At 62.0% G+C, this 20,857-nt stretch carries 17 protein-coding genes and 1 pseudogene; 4 read left to right on the forward strand and 14 right to left on the reverse strand.

Going from position 1 to position 20,857, the window contains the following annotated elements; translation table 11 throughout:
• Positions 1–139: 139 nt before the first annotated feature.
• The 7 genes from NKJ26_RS31330 to NKJ26_RS31360 all read right to left on the reverse strand — a co-directional run bounded on the left by NKJ26_RS31330 (position 140) and on the right by NKJ26_RS31360 (position 7,029).
• On the reverse strand, positions 140–922 hold the full coding sequence (locus NKJ26_RS31330) for an ABC transporter ATP-binding protein (RefSeq protein ID WP_352699548.1): 783 nt from the start codon (positions 920–922) through the stop codon (positions 140–142).
• Positions 923–932: 10 nt separating this feature from the next.
• On the reverse strand, positions 933–1,700 hold the full coding sequence (locus NKJ26_RS31335) for an ABC transporter permease (protein WP_502899545.1): 768 nt from the start codon (positions 1,698–1,700) through the stop codon (positions 933–935).
• A gap of 112 nt (positions 1,701–1,812) precedes the next feature.
• The gene (locus NKJ26_RS31340; protein ID WP_352699550.1) at positions 1,813–2,820 is read right to left on the reverse strand and encodes an ABC transporter substrate-binding protein; all 1,008 of its coding nucleotides are present in this window, start codon (positions 2,818–2,820) and stop codon (positions 1,813–1,815) included.
• A gap of 225 nt (positions 2,821–3,045) precedes the next feature.
• The gene (gene hutC, locus NKJ26_RS31345; protein WP_352604044.1) at positions 3,046–3,777 is read right to left on the reverse strand and encodes a histidine utilization transcriptional repressor HutC; all 732 of its coding nucleotides are present in this window, start codon (positions 3,775–3,777) and stop codon (positions 3,046–3,048) included.
• Between the two features lie 32 nt (positions 3,778–3,809).
• Entirely contained in the window at positions 3,810–4,835 is a 1,026-nt protein-coding gene (locus tag NKJ26_RS31350; RefSeq protein WP_352699552.1) for a zinc-dependent alcohol dehydrogenase, read from the reverse strand.
• 15 nt (positions 4,836–4,850) lie between these two features.
• A complete protein-coding gene (hisD, locus tag NKJ26_RS31355) occupies positions 4,851–6,173 on the reverse strand; it encodes a histidinol dehydrogenase (protein WP_352699553.1) in 1,323 nt (440 codons plus the stop codon).
• Positions 6,174–6,255: 82 nt separating this feature from the next.
• Positions 6,256–7,029: an SDR family NAD(P)-dependent oxidoreductase gene (locus tag NKJ26_RS31360; RefSeq protein ID WP_352604012.1), complete on the reverse strand. Its 774-nt coding sequence runs from the start codon at positions 7,027–7,029 to the stop codon at positions 6,256–6,258.
• A gap of 366 nt (positions 7,030–7,395) precedes the next feature.
• Between NKJ26_RS31360 and NKJ26_RS31365 the strand changes: the two genes are divergently transcribed.
• Complete coding sequence (locus NKJ26_RS31365; protein WP_352699571.1) at positions 7,396–8,679, forward strand: NAD(P)/FAD-dependent oxidoreductase; 1,284 nt, start codon at positions 7,396–7,398, stop codon at positions 8,677–8,679.
• A 47-nt stretch (positions 8,680–8,726) separates the two neighbouring features.
• Here NKJ26_RS31365 and NKJ26_RS31370 read toward each other — a convergent pair whose 3' ends face one another.
• Complete coding sequence (locus NKJ26_RS31370; protein ID WP_352699555.1) at positions 8,727–11,207, reverse strand: DEAD/DEAH box helicase; 2,481 nt, start codon at positions 11,205–11,207, stop codon at positions 8,727–8,729.
• Here NKJ26_RS31370 and NKJ26_RS31375 point away from each other — a divergent pair.
• The 3 genes and pseudogenes from NKJ26_RS31375 to fabF all read left to right on the forward strand — a co-directional run bounded on the left by NKJ26_RS31375 (position 11,197) and on the right by fabF (position 13,601).
• Positions 11,197–11,526: a hypothetical protein gene (locus tag NKJ26_RS31375; protein ID WP_352699557.1), complete on the forward strand. Its 330-nt coding sequence runs from the start codon at positions 11,197–11,199 to the stop codon at positions 11,524–11,526. The genes NKJ26_RS31370 and NKJ26_RS31375 overlap by 11 nt on opposite strands.
• 95 nt (positions 11,527–11,621) lie before the next feature.
• A pseudogene (locus tag NKJ26_RS31380) lies at positions 11,622–12,210 on the forward strand (TetR/AcrR family transcriptional regulator).
• 95 nt (positions 12,211–12,305) lie between these two features.
• On the forward strand, positions 12,306–13,601 hold the full coding sequence (gene fabF / locus NKJ26_RS31385) for a beta-ketoacyl-ACP synthase II (protein WP_352699559.1): 1,296 nt from the start codon (positions 12,306–12,308) through the stop codon (positions 13,599–13,601).
• Positions 13,602–13,757: 156 nt separating this feature from the next.
• Here fabF and NKJ26_RS31390 read toward each other — a convergent pair whose 3' ends face one another.
• From NKJ26_RS31390 to NKJ26_RS31415, 6 genes are all read right to left on the reverse strand, one after another.
• Positions 13,758–14,495 carry a GGDEF domain-containing protein gene (locus NKJ26_RS31390; protein WP_352699561.1) on the reverse strand — a complete coding sequence of 246 codons (738 nt, stop codon included), beginning with the start codon at positions 14,493–14,495 and terminating at the stop codon, positions 13,758–13,760.
• Between the two features lie 191 nt (positions 14,496–14,686).
• Positions 14,687–15,196: a thermonuclease family protein gene (locus tag NKJ26_RS31395; RefSeq protein ID WP_352699563.1), complete on the reverse strand. Its 510-nt coding sequence runs from the start codon at positions 15,194–15,196 to the stop codon at positions 14,687–14,689.
• A gap of 252 nt (positions 15,197–15,448) precedes the next feature.
• Entirely contained in the window at positions 15,449–16,699 is a 1,251-nt protein-coding gene (locus NKJ26_RS31400; RefSeq protein ID WP_502903252.1) for an ABC transporter substrate-binding protein, read from the reverse strand.
• A 42-nt stretch (positions 16,700–16,741) separates the two neighbouring features.
• Positions 16,742–17,500: a lytic transglycosylase domain-containing protein gene (locus NKJ26_RS31405; protein WP_352699573.1), complete on the reverse strand. Its 759-nt coding sequence runs from the start codon at positions 17,498–17,500 to the stop codon at positions 16,742–16,744.
• 32 nt (positions 17,501–17,532) lie between these two features.
• Positions 17,533–17,901, reverse strand: a complete 369-nt coding sequence (locus NKJ26_RS31410; protein ID WP_352699566.1) for a hypothetical protein — start codon at positions 17,899–17,901, stop codon at positions 17,533–17,535.
• A 26-nt stretch (positions 17,902–17,927) separates the two neighbouring features.
• Positions 17,928–20,828, reverse strand: a complete 2,901-nt coding sequence (locus NKJ26_RS31415; RefSeq protein ID WP_352699568.1) for an SPM autocatalytic domain-containing protein — start codon at positions 20,826–20,828, stop codon at positions 17,928–17,930.
• Positions 20,829–20,857 lie beyond the last annotated feature (29 nt).

A 20,857-nucleotide genomic window follows, 5' to 3' on the forward strand; every position in this document is an offset into this window, starting at 1 on the left:
GAAACAGCGCCGAACCACACCAACCGCTCCAAGCGGCGGACATCCCTTGCCCGCAGCTCAAGCGCCCGCAAAATCGCTGCCGCCAGCCTCGCGCCGAAAGACCGTGTGAGATATCCGGGCTAGGCGCCCGCAGCAATCGTTACGCCATTTCGGGACGTCTTGACGCCTCACGGATCGCCTTGTGCACGCCGCGCTGCAAATCCATGAAAGCCGGGCTTTCCATGATCTCCTCGCGGCGCGGACGCTCGATGTCGACTTTGAAGGTCTGCGTGAAGCGGCCCGGGCCGATCCCCATGACGACGATACGGTCCGACAGGTAGACGGCCTCTTCGACGTCATGCGTGACGAACAACACGGTGAGCCTGTGTTCCTCCCAAATCTGGGTCAGAAGTTCCTGCATCTGATGCCTGGTCAACGCATCGAGCGCGCCAAAGGGCTCGTCCATCAAGAGCATCTTGGGCCGATAGGAAAGCGCACGCGCGATGGCCACGCGCTGTTTCATGCCGCCCGAGAGTTCGGCCGGGTAGCGGTCGGCGCTACCCGACAGCTTGACGAGGTCGAGATGCTCGAGCGCGATCTTGCGGCAGGTCGAGCGGTCGTAGCCCGCGGCCTTGAGAGCAAACTCGATGTTCTGTCGCGCGGTCAGCCAGGGAAGCAGCGTGTAGGACTGGAAGACGACGCCACGGTCGAGCCCCGGCCGCAGGATTGGCGCGCCGTCGATGCTGAGATCGCCGGCGTCGAAGTCCTGCAATCCGGCCACGATCGACAACAGCGTGCTCTTGCCGCAACCCGACGTGCCGACCAGGGAGACAAACTCGTTGTCGGCAAGATCGAGGTTGATGTCGCGCAGCACTTCGGTGCGCCGCTCGCCCGTGCCGAAGCTCTTGTGCAGACCCGCGATCCGCAATTTGGGGGCGTTCATCGGCCGGTCCTCATTGCGAGTGGCCTTCCTGCCGGAAGAGCACCTTTTCCAGTGCCTTCATGACTTGGTCGGTGATGAGACCAAGCACGCCCAGGAGCAGGATGTAGCCGATGATGGTGTTCGTCTGGAAATAGCGCTGCGAAACGGTGATGCGATAGCCGAGACCCGATGTCGCCGCGACGAGTTCGGCCAGCACCAGCCACGTCCACGCCCAGCCGAGGCTGATGCGCAGCGTATCCCAGATGCCCGGCAAGGCGCTGGGAACGACGATGCGCGTCAGGATCTTGCGGTCCGGCAGGCCGAGGGTTCGGCCCAGGCCGATGAAATCGGCGGGAACCCGTTTCACATTGTCCATGATCATCAGCACCTGCTGGAAGAAGGTGCCGATGAAGATGATCAGGAATTTCTGCGAATCGCCGGTGCCGGCCCACAGAATGGAGAGCGGCACGAAAGCGACGACCGGCATGTAGCGGATGAAATCCACCAGCGGCTCGATGGCCGCTTCCCACGACCGGAAACTGCCGATGAGCACGCCGATCGGTATGGCCAGCGCCGAGGCGAGCAGGAAGCCGATGGAGATACGGTAGATCGAGGTTTTGAGGTCCAGCCACAAGGTGCCGTCAGCCGCGAGCTTGGCGATCTGGGTGGCAACGCTGCCCGGCGACGGCAGGAAGATGGGTTTCACCCATCCCAGTCCGGTCGCCGCCCACCACGCAAGGCCAAGCCCGACAAAGACCGCCACCGCGATCATCAGGAAGCGGGACCTGGGGATGGGCACGCCGATCCCGGAGGATCGGCGGCGCGTCGCCTGTTTCGGGCCAAGCCCTGGTGCGAAGGTTTTCGCGGGAGGCTCCCCGGGCATCTGCGTTACCAACGCGATCCGGCCTTCGTCATTGCGCCGCCTTGACGAAAGACGGGTCGATCATCTGCTCCGGCGTCACATCGGCCTGGAGCAGCTTGGCGTTCTTAGCGGCTGCTTCCACGTCGGCGAATGTCTTGGTGGTAAAATCGCCGGTGAGCGCCGTCTTGTTCTCGGCGAGAGAGTAGTAACGCACGCCATCGAAGGCGGCGTTGAGGTCCTTGACGTCCGAACCGACGGCCTTGGCGATGATGGCGCGGTCACCTGGCGTATCAGCATTGTAATCCTTGAGCGCGGCGTCCCAGCTCTTGATCATGGCCAGCACCTGGCCGGGCCGCGACTTGATCACCTCGTCGCGCACCACCAGCACGTCGCTGATCAGGCCGGGATCCTCGCCGGCGGTGAAGAGCAGCTTGATGTCCTTGTTCTGCGCCATGGCGACAGTGAGGTAAGGTTCGTAGGTGACGGCGACCGGCACCTGGCCCGCGATCAGGGCGCTGCCGGCATCGGCCGCCGGCATCGGAACCGGCTTCACATCGTCGATCGACATGCCGTTCCTAGCAAGCGCGTATTTGAGCAGGATGTCGCTCGTCGTGCCTTCCTCGAAGGCGACCTCCTTGCCTTTGAGGTCCTTGATCGAGGTGATGTCCTTGCCGGCGATCATGGCGTCGGCGGTCATGCTGACGTCGAGCAGTAGAACGATCTTCACGGGCAGGCCGGCCGCGACCATGCCCATCGCCGTGTGGGTGGCGATGTTGGCGGCGTCGAGCTGGCCGCTTGCCAGGGCGGCGTTGATGTCCTTGTCCTCGGCGAAATTGACGATCTGGACATCCGACAGGCCGTTCGCCTTGAACAGGGCCTTGGCGTCGGCGACGTGCCATTGGCCATATCCGAGCCAGGGCTCGATGCCGATCTTGAACGTGCCTGCTTCCGGAGTGGTGGGAATGGCCGCATCGGCCGCGTGGGCTGCCGGGGCGGCTGCGAGCCCGACAGCGGCAGCCATCACAAGCGCGCGAAATTGTGCTGTTAGGTTAGGCATCATCTTTGTTCCCCTTGATGATCAGACCGCTTTTTTCAACCTAGCATCCGGTCTGGTGAGATTGCGGGTTCCGCTCTTGCGGCACTGTGCCTCGGCGTCTTACCTGCCACTCCATGGTGAAGTGCAAGGATATTTCAACGTCAGCCGGAGCGTATGTCAAGGCTGAAATACATACATGCATATACAAGTTGGAAAGACTCCATTTTCCGCATTAATCCCCTGCCGTCAGATGGATCTCGACGGGGAATAGCGGCTGCCTAGCGAGTAGCGGCTTCCGGCATAAGTCAGCTTGCTGATCGTCGCCACGACCGCGCCAGTCCAGGTGCGACGGTGCAGAAGCAGGCAGCAGCTGCCGACTTCGATGCCCAAATGCCGCGCTGTTTCCTTGTCGGCCGGTATCGCGGAAATGATATGCTCGACCTCGGTCACCGGCGTCTTCTGCATGAGGTAGTCATAGGTTGCCGTCTTGGTGAAGTCCTGCTTGTCATAGTCGGGGATCAGGCTCGGATTGACGAAGCGCTCTTCCAGTTGCACCGGCAGGTCGTTCTCGAAATTGACGACGACGGAGTGATAGATCGAGACGCGCTTTGCAAACTCGAACGAAAGCGCCAGCTCCTTCGTCGGCATGATCGTTTCGAGAACGAGAACCTCGGAGCGATGCCTGTTGCCCCGTTCGACGATCTCTGCCGCGATGTTGTTGATCTCGATCAGCGTCGACTGCGGCCGAGGCGGCGCGATGAACGTTCCGACGCCCTGCAGCCGGATCAGAAATCCCGCGGCGGTCAACTCCCTCAAGGCCCGGTGAATCGTCATCCGCGACACGCCCAGCGAAGCCACGAACTCATTCTCGGACGGAAGCTTCCTATCCTTGCTCCACCGGCCCGTCCCGATATTGGTCAGGATGTAGTCCTTGACCTTCTCGTAAAGAGGACTGGCCGTATCGGGCAATTCGATCATCTTCAAAGTCCTTTCCGGCAAGGTATCGGAAACTAGGCATGCCCGACAGTTTGCCGCATCCGGATGATTGTCTTCAAGCCGTCGCTCTGCCCCGCCAACAACCGGTCATAGGCGGCTGGAACGTCGTCCAGGCCGATCTCGCGGTCGATCAGGGCCAGCAGCGGCTCGCTCAGTTCGCCGAGCATCCGCACGGCGTCGGGCAGTTCGTCGGCGAAGGCATGACATCCCAGCAATGCGATTTCGCGTTCGACCAGAAGATTGGGATCGATGTCGAGGCGGCCGTGGAATATGCCGACCATCGCTACCGTGCCGCCAGGATCGAGGACGCCGAGCAACTGGCCGAGTGCCGCGATGCTGCCGGTCGCCTCGACAGCCGTCAGCAACGGGGCATTGGCGGTTGCCGCGGCGATGGCATCGCGGTTCAGGTCGACAATCCTGGCACCGGTCACTCGCGCCACACGGGCGCAGCGGCCCTGGTTGCGGTCGGCGACAAGCACGGTACCGGCGAAGGTTCGGCAGAGCAGCAGAGCAGCGAGACCGCCGATCGTGCCGCAGCCGACGACCAGCACGGAGCCCGTCGTCTTCGGCAGCCGCCGCACCGCGTGCAGGGCCACCGCCAGCGGCTCGGCCATCGCGGCGACCCGCTCGTCAAGCGTGGCATCGACGAGATGCAGCAGGCGTGCGGGCAAGAGCGCCTGCTCGGCGAAGCCGCCGTCGCAGATTTCTCCCACGAATCCCAGCGAACCGCAGAGGTGCCGTCTGCCGGCAAGGCATTGCGGACATTCTCCGCACCAGAACCGGGAATCGGCAATCACCCTGTCGCCGACGGCGACGGTATCCACGCTCTCGCCGATGGCGACCACCGTGCCGGTCAGTTCGTGGCCGGCCGTCGAAGGTGACCGGCTTATCCATTGCCCAGTCCGGTAATTATGCAGATCCGAACCGCATATGCCGGCGGCATCGACCCTCAGCTTCACCCAGCCGGCATCCGGCGCACCCGGCGTGGCGATATCCTCGACGCGCAGGTCGCCGGGTCCATAAAGTCGTGCGGCCTTCATCGTGATCGCTTCCACTCAGCCGGCAAGATAGCGATCGCGGATCTCCGAGACCGCGTTCTCATGCGAACTGAACCCTTCGTAGCGGGCGAGCCTGCGGGCATGCATCGCCAGTTCGGGATAAGCGGCCGAGGTGACATAGCCGACCGAAGAGCGCTTGACGAAATCCGTCACCGAAAGCGGTCCATAGGTTCGCGCCCAGCGGCTGGTCGGCAGCACCGCATTCGGCCCGAGGACGAAGTTGGCAAGGGTCACCGGCGTATGAGGGCCCATGAGGATTTCGGCCGCCTCGGTGATGTGTCCGAGATGCGCGAACGGCTCCGTCGACAGGATCTCGAGATGTTCGGGCGCATAATCGTTGATGAAGCGGTAGCTGTCTTCCAGTGATGCGGTCAGCACGATGCCGCCGCGCTTTCCCGTCAACACCGCGCGCGAGAACTCGACACGCTGTTCGGTCATCCGCGACCAGTGTTCCGGGATTGCCGCCACTGCGGCTTCGGCGACCTTGCGGCTATGCGTCACCAGATAGGCCGAGGAATCCGGCCCGTGCTCGGCCTCGATCAGCAGATCGAGAGCAGCAAGGCCGCCGTCGATGCTGTCATCGGCAAAGATGATCGCTTCCGACGGGCCGGCCGGAAGACCTGTGTTGATGACCGAGGACAGGACGCTCTTTGCCGCCACCACCCAAGGGCTGCCGGGGCCGACGATCTTGAGCGCGGGCTTCACCGTCTCGGTGCCGTAGGCGACGGCGGCGACCGCCTGGGCGCCGCCGCATTTGTACACGGTCTCGACACCGGCGAGACGCGCGGCGACCAGCGTCGCCGCATCCACCGAACCGTCCGATGTCGCCGGCGTCACGATGGCGATCTGCGGCACGCCGGCGATAACAGCCGGAACCGACGTCATCATGGTCACCGACGGAAAGGCGCCCTTGCCGCGCGGCACGTAAAGCGCGACGGACGCAATCGGCGTGTACCTGTCGCCGGCATAGGCGCCCGGCCGGACCTCCTTGAGCCACATGGTTTCGGGCTTCTGCTCCTCATGGAAGCGCCGGATGTTGTCGATGCCGAAGCTGATGCTCTCCACGACGTCTTTTTCGACCTTGTCGAACGCAGCGGCGAACTCCGCTTCCGAGACCTTCAGTTCCCCTTCGGCCACATTGGCCTTGTCGAACTCCCTGGCGAAGCGGATCAGGGCAGCGTCACCTTCCTCCCTGACCGACTGGATGATCGGGCGGACCTTTTCGACGAAGACCGACAGATCTGCCTCGGCACGCTTCAGCAGACTTGCCCGCTGGGTGGCATCGAGTGATGACAGATCGTGGAAGCTGATGTCGGACATGGGGTATTCCTTCTGTTAGGACGCAATGCGCCGGTCGGTCACATCCGCGGAGAACGCTGAGATAGAACCATGGCGAACTGCCTCAAATCGATGCGAGAAAACCACCATCCACCGGAATGGACTGGCCGGTTATGTAGGCTGCCGCATCCGACGCGAGGAACACGGCAACGCCGTGCAGGTCGCGCAAATCGCCGAAACGGCGCTGCGGAATCTTGGCGAGCATCGAGTGCTGCCATGCTTCGTTGCTGTAGAACACATCCGTCATCGCCGTCCTGAAATAGCCCGGGGCGATGGCGTTGACCCGAATGCCGAGCTCCGCCCACTCCGCCGCAAGGGCGCGGGTCATGCCCAGCAGGCCCGACTTCGACGAGCCATAGGGCACCGCGGTGGGGATTCCGACCTGCGATGTCAGCGAACAGAGATTGATGATGGCGCCGGACCGCCCGGCGTCTCGCATCTGTCGCGCGGCGGCCTGCGCGCAGAAGAACGCACCCTTGAGATTGGTGTCGACGATCCGGTCCCACAGGGCCTCATCGACATCGAGCGATGGCCGAACCTCTTCCATCCCGGCATTGTTGACGAGAATATCGAGACCACCGAGCAGGCCGGCTGCCTCGTCGGTGGCCGCCCGGCACCGGCCGACATCGGTGACGTCGAGAGCGATGGCGTGCGCAACCCCACCGGCCGCGCGGATGGCTGCCGTGGTCTCCTCAAGGGACGCCAGGCTGCGCGCCGTGACGGCGACGTCGGCGCCGGCGGCGCTGAGGGCCTCGGCGATGCTGCGCCCGATGCCACGGCTGGCGCCGGTCACAAGCGCCTTCCTGCCCGACAGGTCGAAAAGAGAAGCATTGCGCATGTGATCCTCCTTGCCGGCGTCGGCCTCGGTGCCGGTTTCGAGACTAGCAATCGCAGCTTATACATACAAGCATGTACATATTAGTTGGACTACCGATGACCGCCGAGGCGGCAACGCGCAACCGCTCGAACACGTCGCTCAAAGCCCTTGCAAGGCGAGATCGAAGAGCAGATCAAGCTCCCGGTCTTCGTCCGGAACGACATCCCCGCGGCGGTCCAATGCATGTTTGGCGTTGCAAAGCGGCTGGACGATTGTTTGTTCTTCTACCTCGGAGCAAGGCAGCAGGTCAGCACGGGCGCGGAGGTGGCATATTGACTTCGGCCATCCTCGGCTTCCCTTGTGGCGGATGTCATGAGAACCCACCATATGCTTGAAAGCAGTCCGCCCAAGAGCCTCTATCGCGAAACGGCCGGCCACACCGGCGACTACCCCGCACTCGGCGGCGCACAACGAGCAAGGGTCGCCATTGTCGGCGGCGGCTTCACCGGTCTTTCGACCGCCTTGCACCTGGCCGAAGCCGGCGACGACGTTGTCGTGATCGAGGCCTGCCAGCCGGGCTGGGGGGCCTCGGGCAGAAACGGGGGTCAGGTCAATCCCGGCCTCAAATACGACCCCGACACGATCGAGGCGATGTTCGGCCCCGATCTCGGCCGGCGGATGGTCGACTTTTCCTATGGCGCACCGGATTTCACGTTCGATCTGATCAAGCGCCTGTCGATCGACTGCGAGGCGCGGCAGAACGGCACTGTCCGTGCCGCCATCCGACCGAAGCCGGCGACCGCGGTGCGGGCTACAGCCGGGCAATGCGAGCGGCGCGGGATGCCAGTCAGCATGCTGGACGCAAAGGCGATGGCGGCGCGAACCGGCGCGGACAGATACATCTGCGGCATGTTCGACGCCCGCGGCGGCGACCTCCATCCGTTGAAATATGCCCTTGGCCTGGCAGCCGCCGCGCAGAATGCCGGAGCGCGGATATTCGGCGGCAGCGAGGTTCTTTCACTGAGCAGGGAGGCCGGACGGTGGATCCTCAAAACCGCGAGCGGTTCTGTCAGCGCCGAGAAGGTTGTTGTCGCGACCAACGGCTATACTGGCGACCTGTGGCCGGGTCTGAAGCAATCGCTCGTCCCGGTGTTCAGCGCCATAGCGGCGACCGAACCGCTGTCGCCTGTGGTCGCAGCTGCCATTCTCCCCGAAAGACCGGTCGTCTATGAAGCCGGCAACATCACCGTCTACTATCGGATCGACGCGCGGAACCGCCTTCTCATGGGCGGCCGCGGACCGATGAGGCCGATCGAGAATGCCGCCGCCGTCGGCTATCTCACCGACTATGCGCTGCGGCTCTGGCCGGCGCTTGCGGGAACGCGCTGGACACATGGCTGGAACGGCCGGGTTGCGATCACCAAGGACCATCTCCTACACGTTCATGAGCCGCAGGACGGCATCCTGGTCTGCCTTGGCTATAATGGCCGCGGTGTTGCCATGGCCTCGGCAATGGGCAGCGCTTTGGCGCGGTGTCTGCGCGGTGACCAGACCGTGCCGTTTCCCATGCCGATATCGCCGCTGAAACCGATCCGGTTTCACCGTTTCTGGCCAGTCGGGGTGAAGGCGGCGATCCTTTCGGGGCGGCTGAAGGACCGGATCGGCTTATGACGTAGAGAGCCGGCCCGACCTGATCGTCTGGCGTTCAGCTCAGTCGGTCACGCATTCTTCCCCCGCAAGCTGTCCGCGAGTGCAGAAAGCGTATCAGCTAGTTGCCTCGCAACTTCCGGGGGCGGCAGCGGCACTTTGAGATTTTGCGCGCCGGTGGCTGGATCGCGCTCAACCCATGAATGCGCCGGGGCATTGGGATCGTTGGCGGCCGCCAGCGCGGCAACAAATTGAGAGCCGAACTGGACCAAGACTTGCCATGGATCGGGATCTGTATCGCGCTGTGGTGCTCCGGCCCCATCAGTTCGCGCGATCACCGTCTCGGTGCTTGCATCCGCATCTGCATCTTCGCCGGATCCGGCGTCATCAGTGGCGATATTCCGCACTTCCTCAGCCGGTGTGACGGCCTCGCCCTCACCCATGCGTCCAGTGACATTTTCCACGTCTTTCATGAAGCGGTTCAGACGCGAACCGCCGAGCGAAATCTCGCCGCTGCCGCCATCGAGAATTCCTGCCGACAGCGAGCGTTTGAACGCCAGCACCGAAAGCATTCCCTCCTCGATGCTGCCCTTCGCCACGAAATTGACGACTTGCACTGGCCGCACTTGGCCCATGCGATGAATGCGCGCTATGCGCTGTTCGAGGATTGCCGGGTTCCACGGCAAATCCATGTTCACCAACGTCGAGGCATGCTGCAGATTGAGGCCCGTGCTGCCGGCATCCGTGGACAGGAACACGCGGCAGGTGGGATCGTGGCGAAACCGCTCAACCAGAGCCGGGCGTTTGCCCGAGGGCACGCCGCCGTGGAAGCTGACGTAACCAAGCCCACGCGCTTCGAGACGGCGGATGACGATATCATGGGTCCGCGTCCATTGTGAAAACACCACCGCCTTGGCTTCGGGCTCGGCGAACAATTTGTCAAAGAGTGCCGCCAATTCGTCGGCCTTGACGCCATGGTCGGTTTCGCGGTCCAGCAGATAGGTGCTGTTGCACGACATGCGCATGTTCTGCAGGGCACTGGTCAGCCGCCGCTGGTCCATGTCCGACAGGAACCTGGCCTTGCGCCAGCGCTGGACGATTTTCGCCACCACGTCGGCGTTTTCCTGATGATAGAGCATTTGCATCTCTGTCATTGGCACCAACAGGTTCTGGTCGGTCCGGGTGGGCAGTTGCCGCAAAACCTCGGATTTGCGCCGGCGGATCATGACCGGCGCCAGCGTTTGGCCGATCTCCTCCAACCCGGTATAGCCGGTGACGCGCCCGGCTTCGTCCTTGACCTGATGCTCATGCAGCAGCTTCCAGGTCGGTCCCAGCCGGTGCTGATCGACAAACTGGACGATGGAGACCAGTTCCTCCAGCTTGTTTTCCAAAGGCGTCCCGGTAAGCACGATCGCGTAGGAGCTATCGATGCGTTTCAAGGCACGCGCTGCGATTGTGTTCCAGTTTTTGACCCGCTGCGCCTCATCGACGATGACCAGTTCGGGTCCCCATGCGGCGATCAGGTCAAGATCCGGCTTGAGCTTCTCGTAGTTTGTGATCTTGCAGAAACCGTCCGAGGCGTAGTCCTTCTGCCGCTGCGCCCGGCCGCCGTTGATGACGCGTGCCGCATCCTCGCCTTTGCGGCCCGAAAACCGCATGATTTCGCTTTGCCACTGGTATTTGAGCGAGGTCGGACAGACCACCAGCACTTTCGAGACGCCAAAATGGCGCGCCAGTATTTCCGTCGCGGCAATTGCCTGTATCGTCTTGCCCAGCCCCATATCGTCACCGATCAGTGCCCGGCCGGTTCGCACCGCGAACAGCGCACCCTCCGCCTGATAGGGGTAGAGCGGCACTTTCAGGAATGCCAGCAGGTCGGGATCGGCGGCTCCGCGTGGGAACAGTTGTTCGAGCTTTGCGGCGCGCCGGTCCGCATCTCGCCTTCCAGCGATGAAATCGAGCGCATCGTCATAGGCCCGCAACTCGTGACCACACTTCGACACCATCGCCATAAAATGCTCAAGCTCGCCAAAGCGATCGTCTGGCAGCATCCCGTCGCGTTCGGCATCGAACAAACCGGCGGCAGCGGCGCTCACCGCCGGCGGGCAGTCCGTTCCGGCGCGAAAATGCACGCGGCGCTTGCCTTCGTTGCGCAAATACAGCTCGGAAAATGCAGGCTGGTAGCCGCGCGCAAATGCTGTCTTGGCGCCGCGCTTTTTCTTCAATTTGGCCAGGGTGAATTCGAGGTGCTTGCAGGTGCCCAATTCGCTGGTGGCGTAATCGGGGCACGAACAGAAATTGCCACCTGGCCCCAAGCCTCGGATCGCGACGCGGTAAGTGGATTTCGAAGCTGGATTACTGACCCGAAATTCGGAGAAAAACGGTTCGCTGGTCAGATTTTCAAGCCCGAAATCCTGCTCGCGACCAAACTGGCGGCGCAAGCCGCGTTGCCAGTCCACCGGCGATAGATCGGCGGGCGCGTGGGTGCGCGAGAGCTTAGGTTCGCTGTTCGGCTTGGTCGCGGATTTCAGACTTTGGCGGTTGGATTTCATCGAAATATTGTTCCAGAAATTTCTCACGAGAAATCAGGCGCGAATGCGGGCGAATCAACTGCGTAACCGAGCGACCGATATCCCGTTCTCCGCTTTGCCGCATGCGCGCCAAGATCGGCACCTGTTCGTCGACATAGTCGACGACGAGAATCTCGGTCTTCCTGTCATGCAGGCGGTGGAGGCGACCGACGTACTGAGCCAGCGTGCCTCTCCAGGAAATGGGCATCGTGAGGAAGAGCGTGTCAAGCCTCTGATCGTCGAAGCCCTCGCCAAGATAATGTCCCCTCCAGCGCTTTCACCTGCCTGCAACCAGGCTTGAGATGACGATCGATCCCTATCGCCTCCACCAAATAGATTGCGTTCGACCTCTATATTCGATAGATGTCGATCGCAATTTAATTGCGGAGATCGACTATGCGCGTCACTCGCATTCAGGCAGAAGAAAACCGGCAAGCGGTAATCGATGTGGCGAGCCGCCTGTTTCGGAAGCACGGCTTTGACGGCATCGGCCTCAAGGATCTGATGGAGGATGCCGGGCTGACTCAGGGCGCGTTTTACAAGCAGTTCGCGTCCAAGGACGACCTGGCGGCGCAGGCGTCCGGGCGGGCACTGGAGAGCGCTTCGCGCCGATGGTCAACCGCGGCCGCAGCCAGTCCCCAGGACCCATTGGGCGCTGTGATCGCGTTCTATCTCGGCATGGAGCATCGCACCGAAAGGATGGACGACTGCCCCCTCGTTGCGCTCGGCTCGGATGCTGCCCGCCAGGGGTCCTCAGTTGAAGGCGCCATTCGAAGCCGGGATCAAGGCGCATCTCGAAATCCTCGGGCGTCTGATAGCAGAGACCGACGGCGAGAAGACCAAATCCGAGGAGAGCAAGTTCATGGCCATTCTCTCGACGATGGTGGGCGTGCTGATGCTGTCGCGCGTCGTCAACGATCCCGACCTCGCCCAGCATTTTCTGAATGCGGCAACCGCGCAGGTTCGCGCAATCGTCGCTGCCTGAGAGGAACGGCTAATCCTTGCCATCCGTGCGGGCCCGCACGGAACCAAGCCACGGCGTGGGCCGCGCTGGGCTCGCACCCAACGATAGGAGAATAGATGCGACGGATTGTTGTTACGGGAATGGGAGCGGTCACGCCCCTTGCCGCAAAAGTCGAAGCGTCCTGGTCGCGGCTCCTGGCCGGTCGCTCGGGCATCCGGGGACTTTCGGACGATGTGGCGCGAGACCTGCCGGCGAAGGTCGGCGGAATGGTTCCTTCGTCGGAAGAAGACCCCGAAGCTGGTTTCGATCCGAATACCGCCTTTGCGCCGAAAGACCAGCGCAAGGTGGACCGCTTTATTCTCTTCGCCATGGCGGCGGCAGAGGAAGCAGTTGCCCAGGCGGGGTGGGCACCTGTCTCGGAAGCGGACCGCTTGCGTACAGCCACGATCATCGCCTCGGGCGTCGGGGGATTTCCGGCCATAACGGAGGCGGTGCGCACGGTCGATCAGCGCGGCGTCCGCCGCCTATCGCCCTTTACGGTGCCATCCTTCCTGGTGAACCTCGCGGCGGGCCACATCTCGATCCGCTACGCCTTCAAAGGTCCAATCGGCGCACCGGTGACTGCATGCGCGGCCGGCATCCAGGCGATCGGCGACGCGGCTCGTCTCATCCGCGCCGGAGAAGCCGATGTTGCCGTGTGCGGCGGAACGGAGGCATGCATAAATACGGTCAGCCTCGGTGGTTTTGCCGCGGCTCGTTCGCTTTCGACCTCCTTCAACCACCGTCCCGACGAGGCTTCTCGGCCATTCGACACGTCGCGAGACGGGTTTGTCATGGGCGAAGGGGCCGGCATCCTGGTCATCGAGGAATTGAGCCATGCGCTTGCGCGCGGCGCCAAACCGCTTGCCGAGCTTGTTGGTTACGGCACGACGGCGGACGCTCACCACGTCACATCCGGTCCCGAGGACGGCGACGGCGCGCGCCGAGCCATGGAGATCGCGATTGCCCAAGCCGGCATTTCGGCGCGTGAGATTCGCCACCTCAATGCGCACGCGACCTCCACGCCAGTCGGAGATCTGGGGGAAATCGAGGCTATCAAAAGGCTCTTCGGCACGGATTTCGCCATAGCTGTCAGCGGAACAAAATCGGCGACCGGACACCTGCTCGGCGCCGCCGGCGGGCTTGGTGCCATCTTCACGATCCTGGCGCTCAGGGACCAGGTAGCGCCTCCGACCCTTAATCTGAAAGTTCCAGATCCGGCAGGCGAGGGCATCGACTTCGTCGCAAACCAGGCGCGGCCGATGGCGATGGAGTATGCGATCTGCAATGGCTTCGGCTTCGGAGGAGTCAACGCCAGCGCGTTGTTCCGACGCTGGACGGATAAGCAGGGCGACGGGAGCACGATCCGGTAAATACTGTGTGCCTCCTGGCATCGGGTCATTTCGCCGGCGCCACAGCGCTACACGAAAGGACAGTGCTAGCAGGACGGTGCACGTGAAATCGCGACGGGTGAGATGGTCGAGAAGCCAGGTTGACCCCGAGCTCGCGCCGGCGTTCCCCAGCGATCGTTAGCTGTGGAGGTGTGTCAGTTCGAATGCGGCTCCGTCCTGGGCGCCGGAGATGCGCTGTTCGGCGGACCGGAACATGTCCGCGAACTCCACCTCGGTTTCAAACACCACGCCGCCGACTTTGATGGTCAGGGCATCCTCCATTCCCTTTGGTGCGAAATAGACTTGCGCGACACGCATCCGGATACGCTCGCCAATTTCCTTGGCTTCTGCTTCGGTCGCACCTGAGAGGAAAACCCCGAACATCGAAGTCCCCATGCGTCCAACCAGATCCTCCGCGCGCACCGATGATCGTATGGTCGAGGCGATGAGCCGCAAGGCCTCATCGCCCCATTCAAGACCAAAGCGCAGGTTGATGGACCGCAGATGTTCCGGATGAATGACCAGGAAGGCGCCCGATCTCGGACCTGACGCTGATGGCCTTGCCGTTCTTCTTTCGACCATCGACGTGAAGACCGCTCCGTTCAGGCAGCCTGTCAGGGCATCGAAGGTAGCTGACTTGTCGAGTTCCCGGCGATAGCGACGGACCTCCATCTGCTTCAACCCAATGAACAGAAAAAACGGAACACCAAGGACGACGGGCAACAGGATTGCCGTGACCATGCTGCGCCCAAACGGCGTCAGCACCTGCGAGAACAGGAGCAGGTAATTCAGGCCAACGGAAAGGGCCAAAATTCCCGCGGTTCCCAGAAAGGTCAGCCAGGCGACGCCTTTCCATGCCCGGGCGGTGGTCACCATAGTCTTTGTCACTGGCCGATCTCCTGTGGATGGGCTGGTATAGGGCCGGCGTGCTGCAATTTCAGTTTAGAGGAACCTTGCAATTTGATGGATCGGCGGAATGAATCATCGAAACCCCGGACGAAACCGGTTTGCCTTGGGAGAAGCTGCGCCCGCGACGGTTAACAAAATATCAGAGACCGGGTGGCTGACTATGGTGCTGGGCCGAATATCCCCATCTGCGCGTTTCTGGCTGTCGCCTCCGCTTTGCCATAGATGCCGCTCGGCAGCGCCATCGCCCAGCCGTTCGAGACAAGCCAGGCGCCGACATCCTGCTTGCCCAGGCTGCACGGTGCGGCGATGGCAAAACGCTCGACGGCAGGCGGCACGAAACACTTCAGCGACCGTCCCCTTAACCAGGAATTGAAAGCGGCGCGTGCGCGCTGGCCGCAAGGCCAGGTGACGCCGTGAAACGAACACGCTCTGTCGAGGTCAATGCTCTGCACCCCGCTGATGATTACCTTCCGGCCCATCGATTCGAAGATCGCCGACGATGTGGCAACCGGACGATAGAGCAGTAGCTCCCGCCAATCCCCAGGCATCGGCGTCTTCGGGGGCACGGCGAGACCGAGTTCGCTGAGCGGCGGACGGGGCTCGACTCTTTCGATCTCCGTGGGATCAAGCCGGGGCGGAGCGATGAGGCCTTGAGCAACCTTGCGCACCGGTTCTCGGTGCCGTGCGTAAGTGACCGGCGCAGCCGGTCGGATTGGCCGCGTGCCGTCACTATCGTGCGAAGGGGCCGGGACAGGATTGCGCGAAGGGACCAAGACGGGCGGATCGACCGAAAGCATCCTTCCGGCCTCGACGATCAGCAGGACACCGCTCAGAAGCAGGAGGCTTCCGAGCCCGATCGCCAAGTGGCTGCGGTCAAGCCTGCCCATCAGCTCGAACAGGTTCCCAGGGCTTCTCGCCGGTCAAAAACCCGACGTCGATTTCGCAACCAGCTTGAGAGCACCTTTTTCAATCCGATAGAACGGCATCGATCGTTCGCTGGATCCGTCAGCCCGAAACCGAAACAGGCCTGTCGATCCACGAAACCCGTTTGGATTCTCGAGAACCTTTTTGCTGAAGCCATCGGGCCCGACCGCGCTGGCGATCCCTGCAGTAAGGGCAACCATATCATAGGCGTAGGCGACATTGACGTCGGCCGGGTAATTATATGTCGTCCTGAAGCGGTCGGCGATCGGCCCGGTTTCGCGCGAATCGAGCGTGGCGATGTATGCCCCCTCGAACAGCGGATCCACGGGATGCTCCAGCCAACGGTTCGTTCCGACCACGGAGATCGCTTTTCCCGGAATACCCTTTGATTTGAGAGCGGCAAGGATGGGCGAGGGACTGCCGTTGCCGCTGGCCACGATTACGGCGTCGGGGGCTTCCACGAGCGAGCCCATTTCGTCTACCGCCTTCGCGCCACCGTCGCCGGCCGAATACGGGACAGTGACCGTGAGTGCCGCGCCATAGATGCTGAGGCTGTTTGCGACCCGCTTCTCCACGGCACTGGCGTCGGGGCCGGCTGCGACGAGCAATACGAACTTCTTGCCGCCTTTCGCTGCCATTCCCGCGGCGCCCGCCGCGGCGCTGTCGGCTTCGCCAAGGAGCACGGCATAGACCCCGGCGCCGCCCGCGAAATTGTCGGCAAGCGCCAGAACCGGTGGCCGCTGCGGTCCGGAGAGCGTGGCAATATGCTGGGCTGCCGGCAGCTCGGTCGGGCCGATGACGACTTTCGATCCCGTCGTTATGGCCGTCACTGCCAATTTGCTGGCCTGCGCGCTGTCGCCTTTCGTGTCCTCTACCGTCAGTGTAAGCAATCCGCTGCCGATATCGGTCATCGCCAGCTTGGCGGCATCGAGCATCTTCCTGCCGTTTTCCCCTGCCGTTCCGGGGGCGGACAAAGGCAGCAACATCGTGATCTTTGTCGGACCGGAGCCCAGCGACTGGGTCGCCTGTGCCGTGACGGCAGCAGCTTCGCCATTCTGCCCGGCGGGCACGGCGATCGCCGCCGGATCGAGCGCTTCGGAAACGCTACCTTTCGACTGGCAGCCGGACAACGTCATGGCGAGCGCAAAGGCGATTGCCCATGTCCGCGGAAAGTGGGCCTGTCGGCCAGCATCCATGATTGCTCCACCCCCTATGTGCCGCCGGGTATTCTTTCCCGGTCTGGTCATAACGCATGTTTACGGCCGACTTGCCATTCTGTCTGTAATTCTTTATCCGCCGAAAAGCTTGGCCCTGAGCGCCTTGATCTGCCGTGCTTGCCCGGCGGTCCGATAGTCGGCGCATTTCATGTATCGTGGCCCGGGCACGAACACGCGGCGCACGCACACTCCCCTTCCCTGGCCAGGAACGCCGCCATCTCCTGCCGTCGGGAACGCCGAAAGGCCGAAGGTCGCCACCGGCAAAGGTCCGGTCACCTCGTATCCTTCCCTGGCCAGGATTGCCCGTGCGCGCTGGCAGTAGCGGACGGAAAGCGCCGAGAACCGGCTTTCATTGTGTCCGGCGCGATACTTCATGACGGTGGTGCACAGGTCGCCCGCGGCGAGGCTGTTTGCCTGGGCAAGATATCTGACGCCGAGCGCGATGTTGGTCGCTGGCGCGCTCAGATCATCGAGCGAGCCTCGAAAGCCGAGCATTCTGGCCGTGGCAGGCATCACCTGCATCAGGCCGATTTCGCCGTCGGCCCCCTGCACGCCGGGATCGAACCCGCTTTCGATCTCCATGACGGCATGCGCCAGCACGGGCTCCAGGCCGTAGAGGGAAGCCTGACAGGTCGCGAACGCCTTGAACGTCTGCCGGGTCCACTGCGCGGCCGCCTCGCAATTCGCCGGCCGCGTCACGCCGGACGACGGATGCTGTTCGATGCGAGGCCGTTCCAGCCAGTTGGCGCGGGCCGGCGTGACGATTTGGCTAAAGCCGATCAAAGCGACCGTTCCAGCGACCGCCCTCAAAAATGCTGCGTCGCCGATCATGACGGCCAACAGGCGTGGCTTCGCCTATGCGGTCAGTGCATGTACTCGACCATGCGATCGTGGAAACACTCGCATTTGTTGAGCGTGTCTTCGTCCTTATAGCTCGTCTTCAGGTAGCCATAGGCCATGCCGCAGGCGACCTTGGCCTCCGACGCCCAGACGAAAACCGGCCGGGACGAGTTGATCCACTCCGAGTTGTTGGCGACCGCGACCGACTCGTCCATCAGCTTGACCACCTGCTCCCTAAGATCGACGATGTTGTCGTTCAGCACCAGGTTGGACGTGCCGACGGTGCGGCAATAGTCGACCGAAGGACCTTCGATGATGTCGGCGGCGTTGAGGCCCGTCGACAAGATCGACATCAGGCCAGCCCCGAAAGCCACACGCAAAAATCTTTTCATGTTTCTCACCCCGTCCCTTTCGCCCCTTAGGCCACGTCCGTCTTGGTGCCGTGGCTGTCATCGTAGAGTATTTTAACTGCTTCGGCGGCGCTGTGGAACGTGTAGTTCTCCAGCACGGCGACCGTATGATAGTTGTCGCCGCCGCCATCGGTATCAACCTTGACTTCGGCGTTCGCCGCATTGGCCGAAGACTGCGCGATCTCCAAGAAACCGCCGGCTTCGAGATCGACGACGCCCGCCAGGCCCTTGAGCAGAGCGGTAAGGTCGATCTTGTCGCCGTTGGCTCCATCGTGGAAGTCCGCGATCAGATCGGCGGCGTCGAGCGAGGCAATGGCGAAGGTCTTCGTACCATCAGTGGCAACGGACGGCTCAGCCGGTGCAACAAGTGAGGTGTCGAGTTCGACCTCGACATAGTTGCCGGTCGTGCCGTCGGCCATCTGGAAGGTTCCGTTGCCTGTCACGGTCTGTCCGTCGATTTCGCCAACAGTCGGAGTAGCCGCTGTGCTGATGGAGACGATACCGTTATCTGCGAGATGTGACAATTCCCCAGCGTCGCTGATGCCGTCGGCGTTGGCGTCCTTCCAGATCAGCAGGCTGTCGAATACGGCGTCGTTGTGGTCGATAACGCTGTCATGGTTGCTGTCGAGCGAAGCCAGCGCTGCCGCGCCGCTGGCAAAGTTGCCACCGCCGAAGGCCGGCGTGAACAACTCGGTGCCGTCGTCGATCTTGCCGTCATGGTTGAGGTCGATCGCCAGCATGCCGTCGTTCGAGGTGTTCCATGCGACCTGATCCTTCGTGCCATCGCCATTCATGTCGAACTGGACCCCGTGGTTGAGGTCGGAGAAGGCGAAGCCATCATGATTGACGTCAAGAATGATGGGGTCGACAGCACCGTTGGTGATGAGCGTGTTGAGGTTGGTAATGTTGGTCCCGGTCAGTTGAACCAATGTTCCACCGGCATTGGTGGTGGTCTGCTCATAGACGTAGGTGTTCCCGTTTCCAACGAAGGCTACCGTCGTGCCGGCGCCACCGATGTTGTTCGTCATCAGATATTGGACTGCTGCGGCCACGCCGCCGACTGTGTTGAGGTTCAGCGCATTTGCGTAAGTGTCTGCGTCATCGAAGGTGATGATGCCACTTGCGCTGATTGCGTCCGACTTGATCGTTTGCCCGCCGAACGTCAAGGCCGAGTCGGTGCCGTTGAACCCGCTGGTCGCGCTGGCTGCAATCACAGCGACGCTGAAGTCGAGCTTGTCTGCCGTTCCGCCAGCGCCCCAGTCGGTGATGGTGTCATAGCCTGAGATCGTGCCAGCATCACCCGATCCACTGATGACCGGTGTCGAGTCGCCGGTTCCGATCATGAAAGTGTCGGCGCCCGTACCGCCGGTCAGCGTATCTTTGCCAAGGCCTCCAATGAGCAAGTCATTTCCTGCGCCGCCGTCGATGAGATCGTTGCCTCCGCGGCCGACGATGACATCGTTTCCGCCGTTGCCAGACAGAGTGTCGCTGCCGGAGCCGCCATATATCTGATCTGCCAGCAGGGCATCGCCGTTGACGGTTATACCAGGGTTGCCGGGATCGAATACCTGTAAGGAGAAGTTAAGCATCCGGGCTTGTTCGTTGCCCCCTTTGATGTCGTCATATTGAATCGTCCAGGTTTCCCCAGCAGCCACAGGATTAAGAGCTATGTACTGGGCAAGTGTCTGCAACGAGTTGCTCGTATTAACTATTGTGTCGAAGTCAACAACGGTCTTCATCAGTTGACCGTCGAACGACCACGTATTCGGATTTCCGTCGGCCGTGGACACAGCTTGGAACTTTATTCCGTCTACATAGATATAGACATTGACTTGAGCTTCGAGATAATCGCCGTTCTGATCCACGGCCTGAATTGGAATCGAATACCCCGACCGATTCTGAAAATCGGTTTGTAGTGTAATCGAGCCAGCAGAAGAATCATTGTTTACGGCATTCGCGAATTCCGTGTTCAGAACAAAGCCTGCCTCCGCGTTGTGACCGGATGTCAGGGGAGTGTTGGCATCCCCGTTGATGCTGCCTGTCGGTCCCGGAATGCTGGTTGGCGGGACTTCGTGAATACCGACGGTCTGGATGGTGGTTACAGTCCCATCGGAAATACTCAGCGAAAGGCTGGCGTTGATCGGATCGGTTACCGCTGCGGTCGGCGTGTAGACCAGGTCATCCAGCAGATTGATGCCGCTGGACGGGTCATACAGCACCGTACCGGCCGTTAGCGCATGGTAAGTACCGTCGAAGTAGAGCACGCCTAGGGGGATCGTTCCAGTTGCTGTGACAATCAGATTGTCGCCATCCGCATCTGACGGAATGGTCACCAGCAGAGGATATCCGTTTGGATAGCCTGGCGAGCCCACCGTCTGCTGCGCGGGGTCGCTAGGCATCCAATTCTCGGTGTTTACGGCGACCGGCGCGTCATTTGTGTTCACGGTCAACGAAACAGTCGCGGTGGACGTATCTCCGTCACTATCCTTGATCGTATACGTGAAGGAGTCGCCGCCGTTGTATCCGTCCGTCGGCGTATACGTGAAAGTGCCGTTGTTGTTGTAGCTGACCGTGCCGTGCCCAGCTTGGGTAACGGTGACCTGCCCCGGCACCGGAGCATTGTCTGTATCGACGCCATCGACGCCAAAGACATCATTGGTCAATAGGTCGGTGAGGATTGTGGCGCCTGTGACGGTCGGAGCCCAGGTGTCATCGTTGGCCTGCGGGACGTCGTCGACGATGGCGACGGTGAAGCTGCCCTGCGCGGTGTCGGTGTCCTTGTCAGTGACCTGGAAGGTGACGCCGGTCAAAAGCGCGCTGTTCTCGAGGGCGCCATTGGCATGTTCGAGCGGTTGCGACAGCGTGGTCGAGTAGGTGTAGGTGACTTCGCCGGTCGCGATATTGCTCAAGGTAGCGCCGGTGAGATGGATGCGGATCA

Origin of the sequence: Mesorhizobium sp. M0152 (assembly GCF_040322415.1) — a bacterium.
Lineage (GTDB): Bacteria > Pseudomonadota > Alphaproteobacteria > Rhizobiales > Rhizobiaceae > Mesorhizobium.

Coding starts and splice junctions, on each gene's coding strand:
- NKJ26_RS31330 (WP_352699548.1), bottom strand. CDS start 922: ATGAACGCCCCCAAATTGCGGATCGCGGGTCTGCACAAGAGCTTCGGC.
- NKJ26_RS31400 (WP_502903252.1), bottom strand. CDS start 16,699: ATGACCAGACCGGGAAAGAATACCCGGCGGCACATAGGGGGTGGAGCA.
- NKJ26_RS31340 (WP_352699550.1), bottom strand. CDS start 2,820: ATGCCTAACCTAACAGCACAATTTCGCGCGCTTGTGATGGCTGCCGCT.
- hutC (WP_352604044.1), bottom strand. CDS start 3,777: ATGATCGAATTGCCCGATACGGCCAGTCCTCTTTACGAGAAGGTCAAG.
- NKJ26_RS31410 (WP_352699566.1), bottom strand. CDS start 17,901: ATGAAAAGATTTTTGCGTGTGGCTTTCGGGGCTGGCCTGATGTCGATC.
- fabF (WP_352699559.1), top strand. CDS start 12,306: ATGCGACGGATTGTTGTTACGGGAATGGGAGCGGTCACGCCCCTTGCC.
- NKJ26_RS31365 (WP_352699571.1), top strand. CDS start 7,396: ATGCTTGAAAGCAGTCCGCCCAAGAGCCTCTATCGCGAAACGGCCGGC.
- hisD (WP_352699553.1), bottom strand. CDS start 6,173: ATGTCCGACATCAGCTTCCACGATCTGTCATCACTCGATGCCACCCAG.
- NKJ26_RS31360 (WP_352604012.1), bottom strand. CDS start 7,029: ATGCGCAATGCTTCTCTTTTCGACCTGTCGGGCAGGAAGGCGCTTGTG.
- NKJ26_RS31405 (WP_352699573.1), bottom strand. CDS start 17,500: ATGATCGGCGACGCAGCATTTTTGAGGGCGGTCGCTGGAACGGTCGCT.
- NKJ26_RS31390 (WP_352699561.1), bottom strand. CDS start 14,495: ATGGTGACCACCGCCCGGGCATGGAAAGGCGTCGCCTGGCTGACCTTT.
- NKJ26_RS31370 (WP_352699555.1), bottom strand. CDS start 11,207: ATGAAATCCAACCGCCAAAGTCTGAAATCCGCGACCAAGCCGAACAGC.
- NKJ26_RS31350 (WP_352699552.1), bottom strand. CDS start 4,835: ATGAAGGCCGCACGACTTTATGGACCCGGCGACCTGCGCGTCGAGGAT.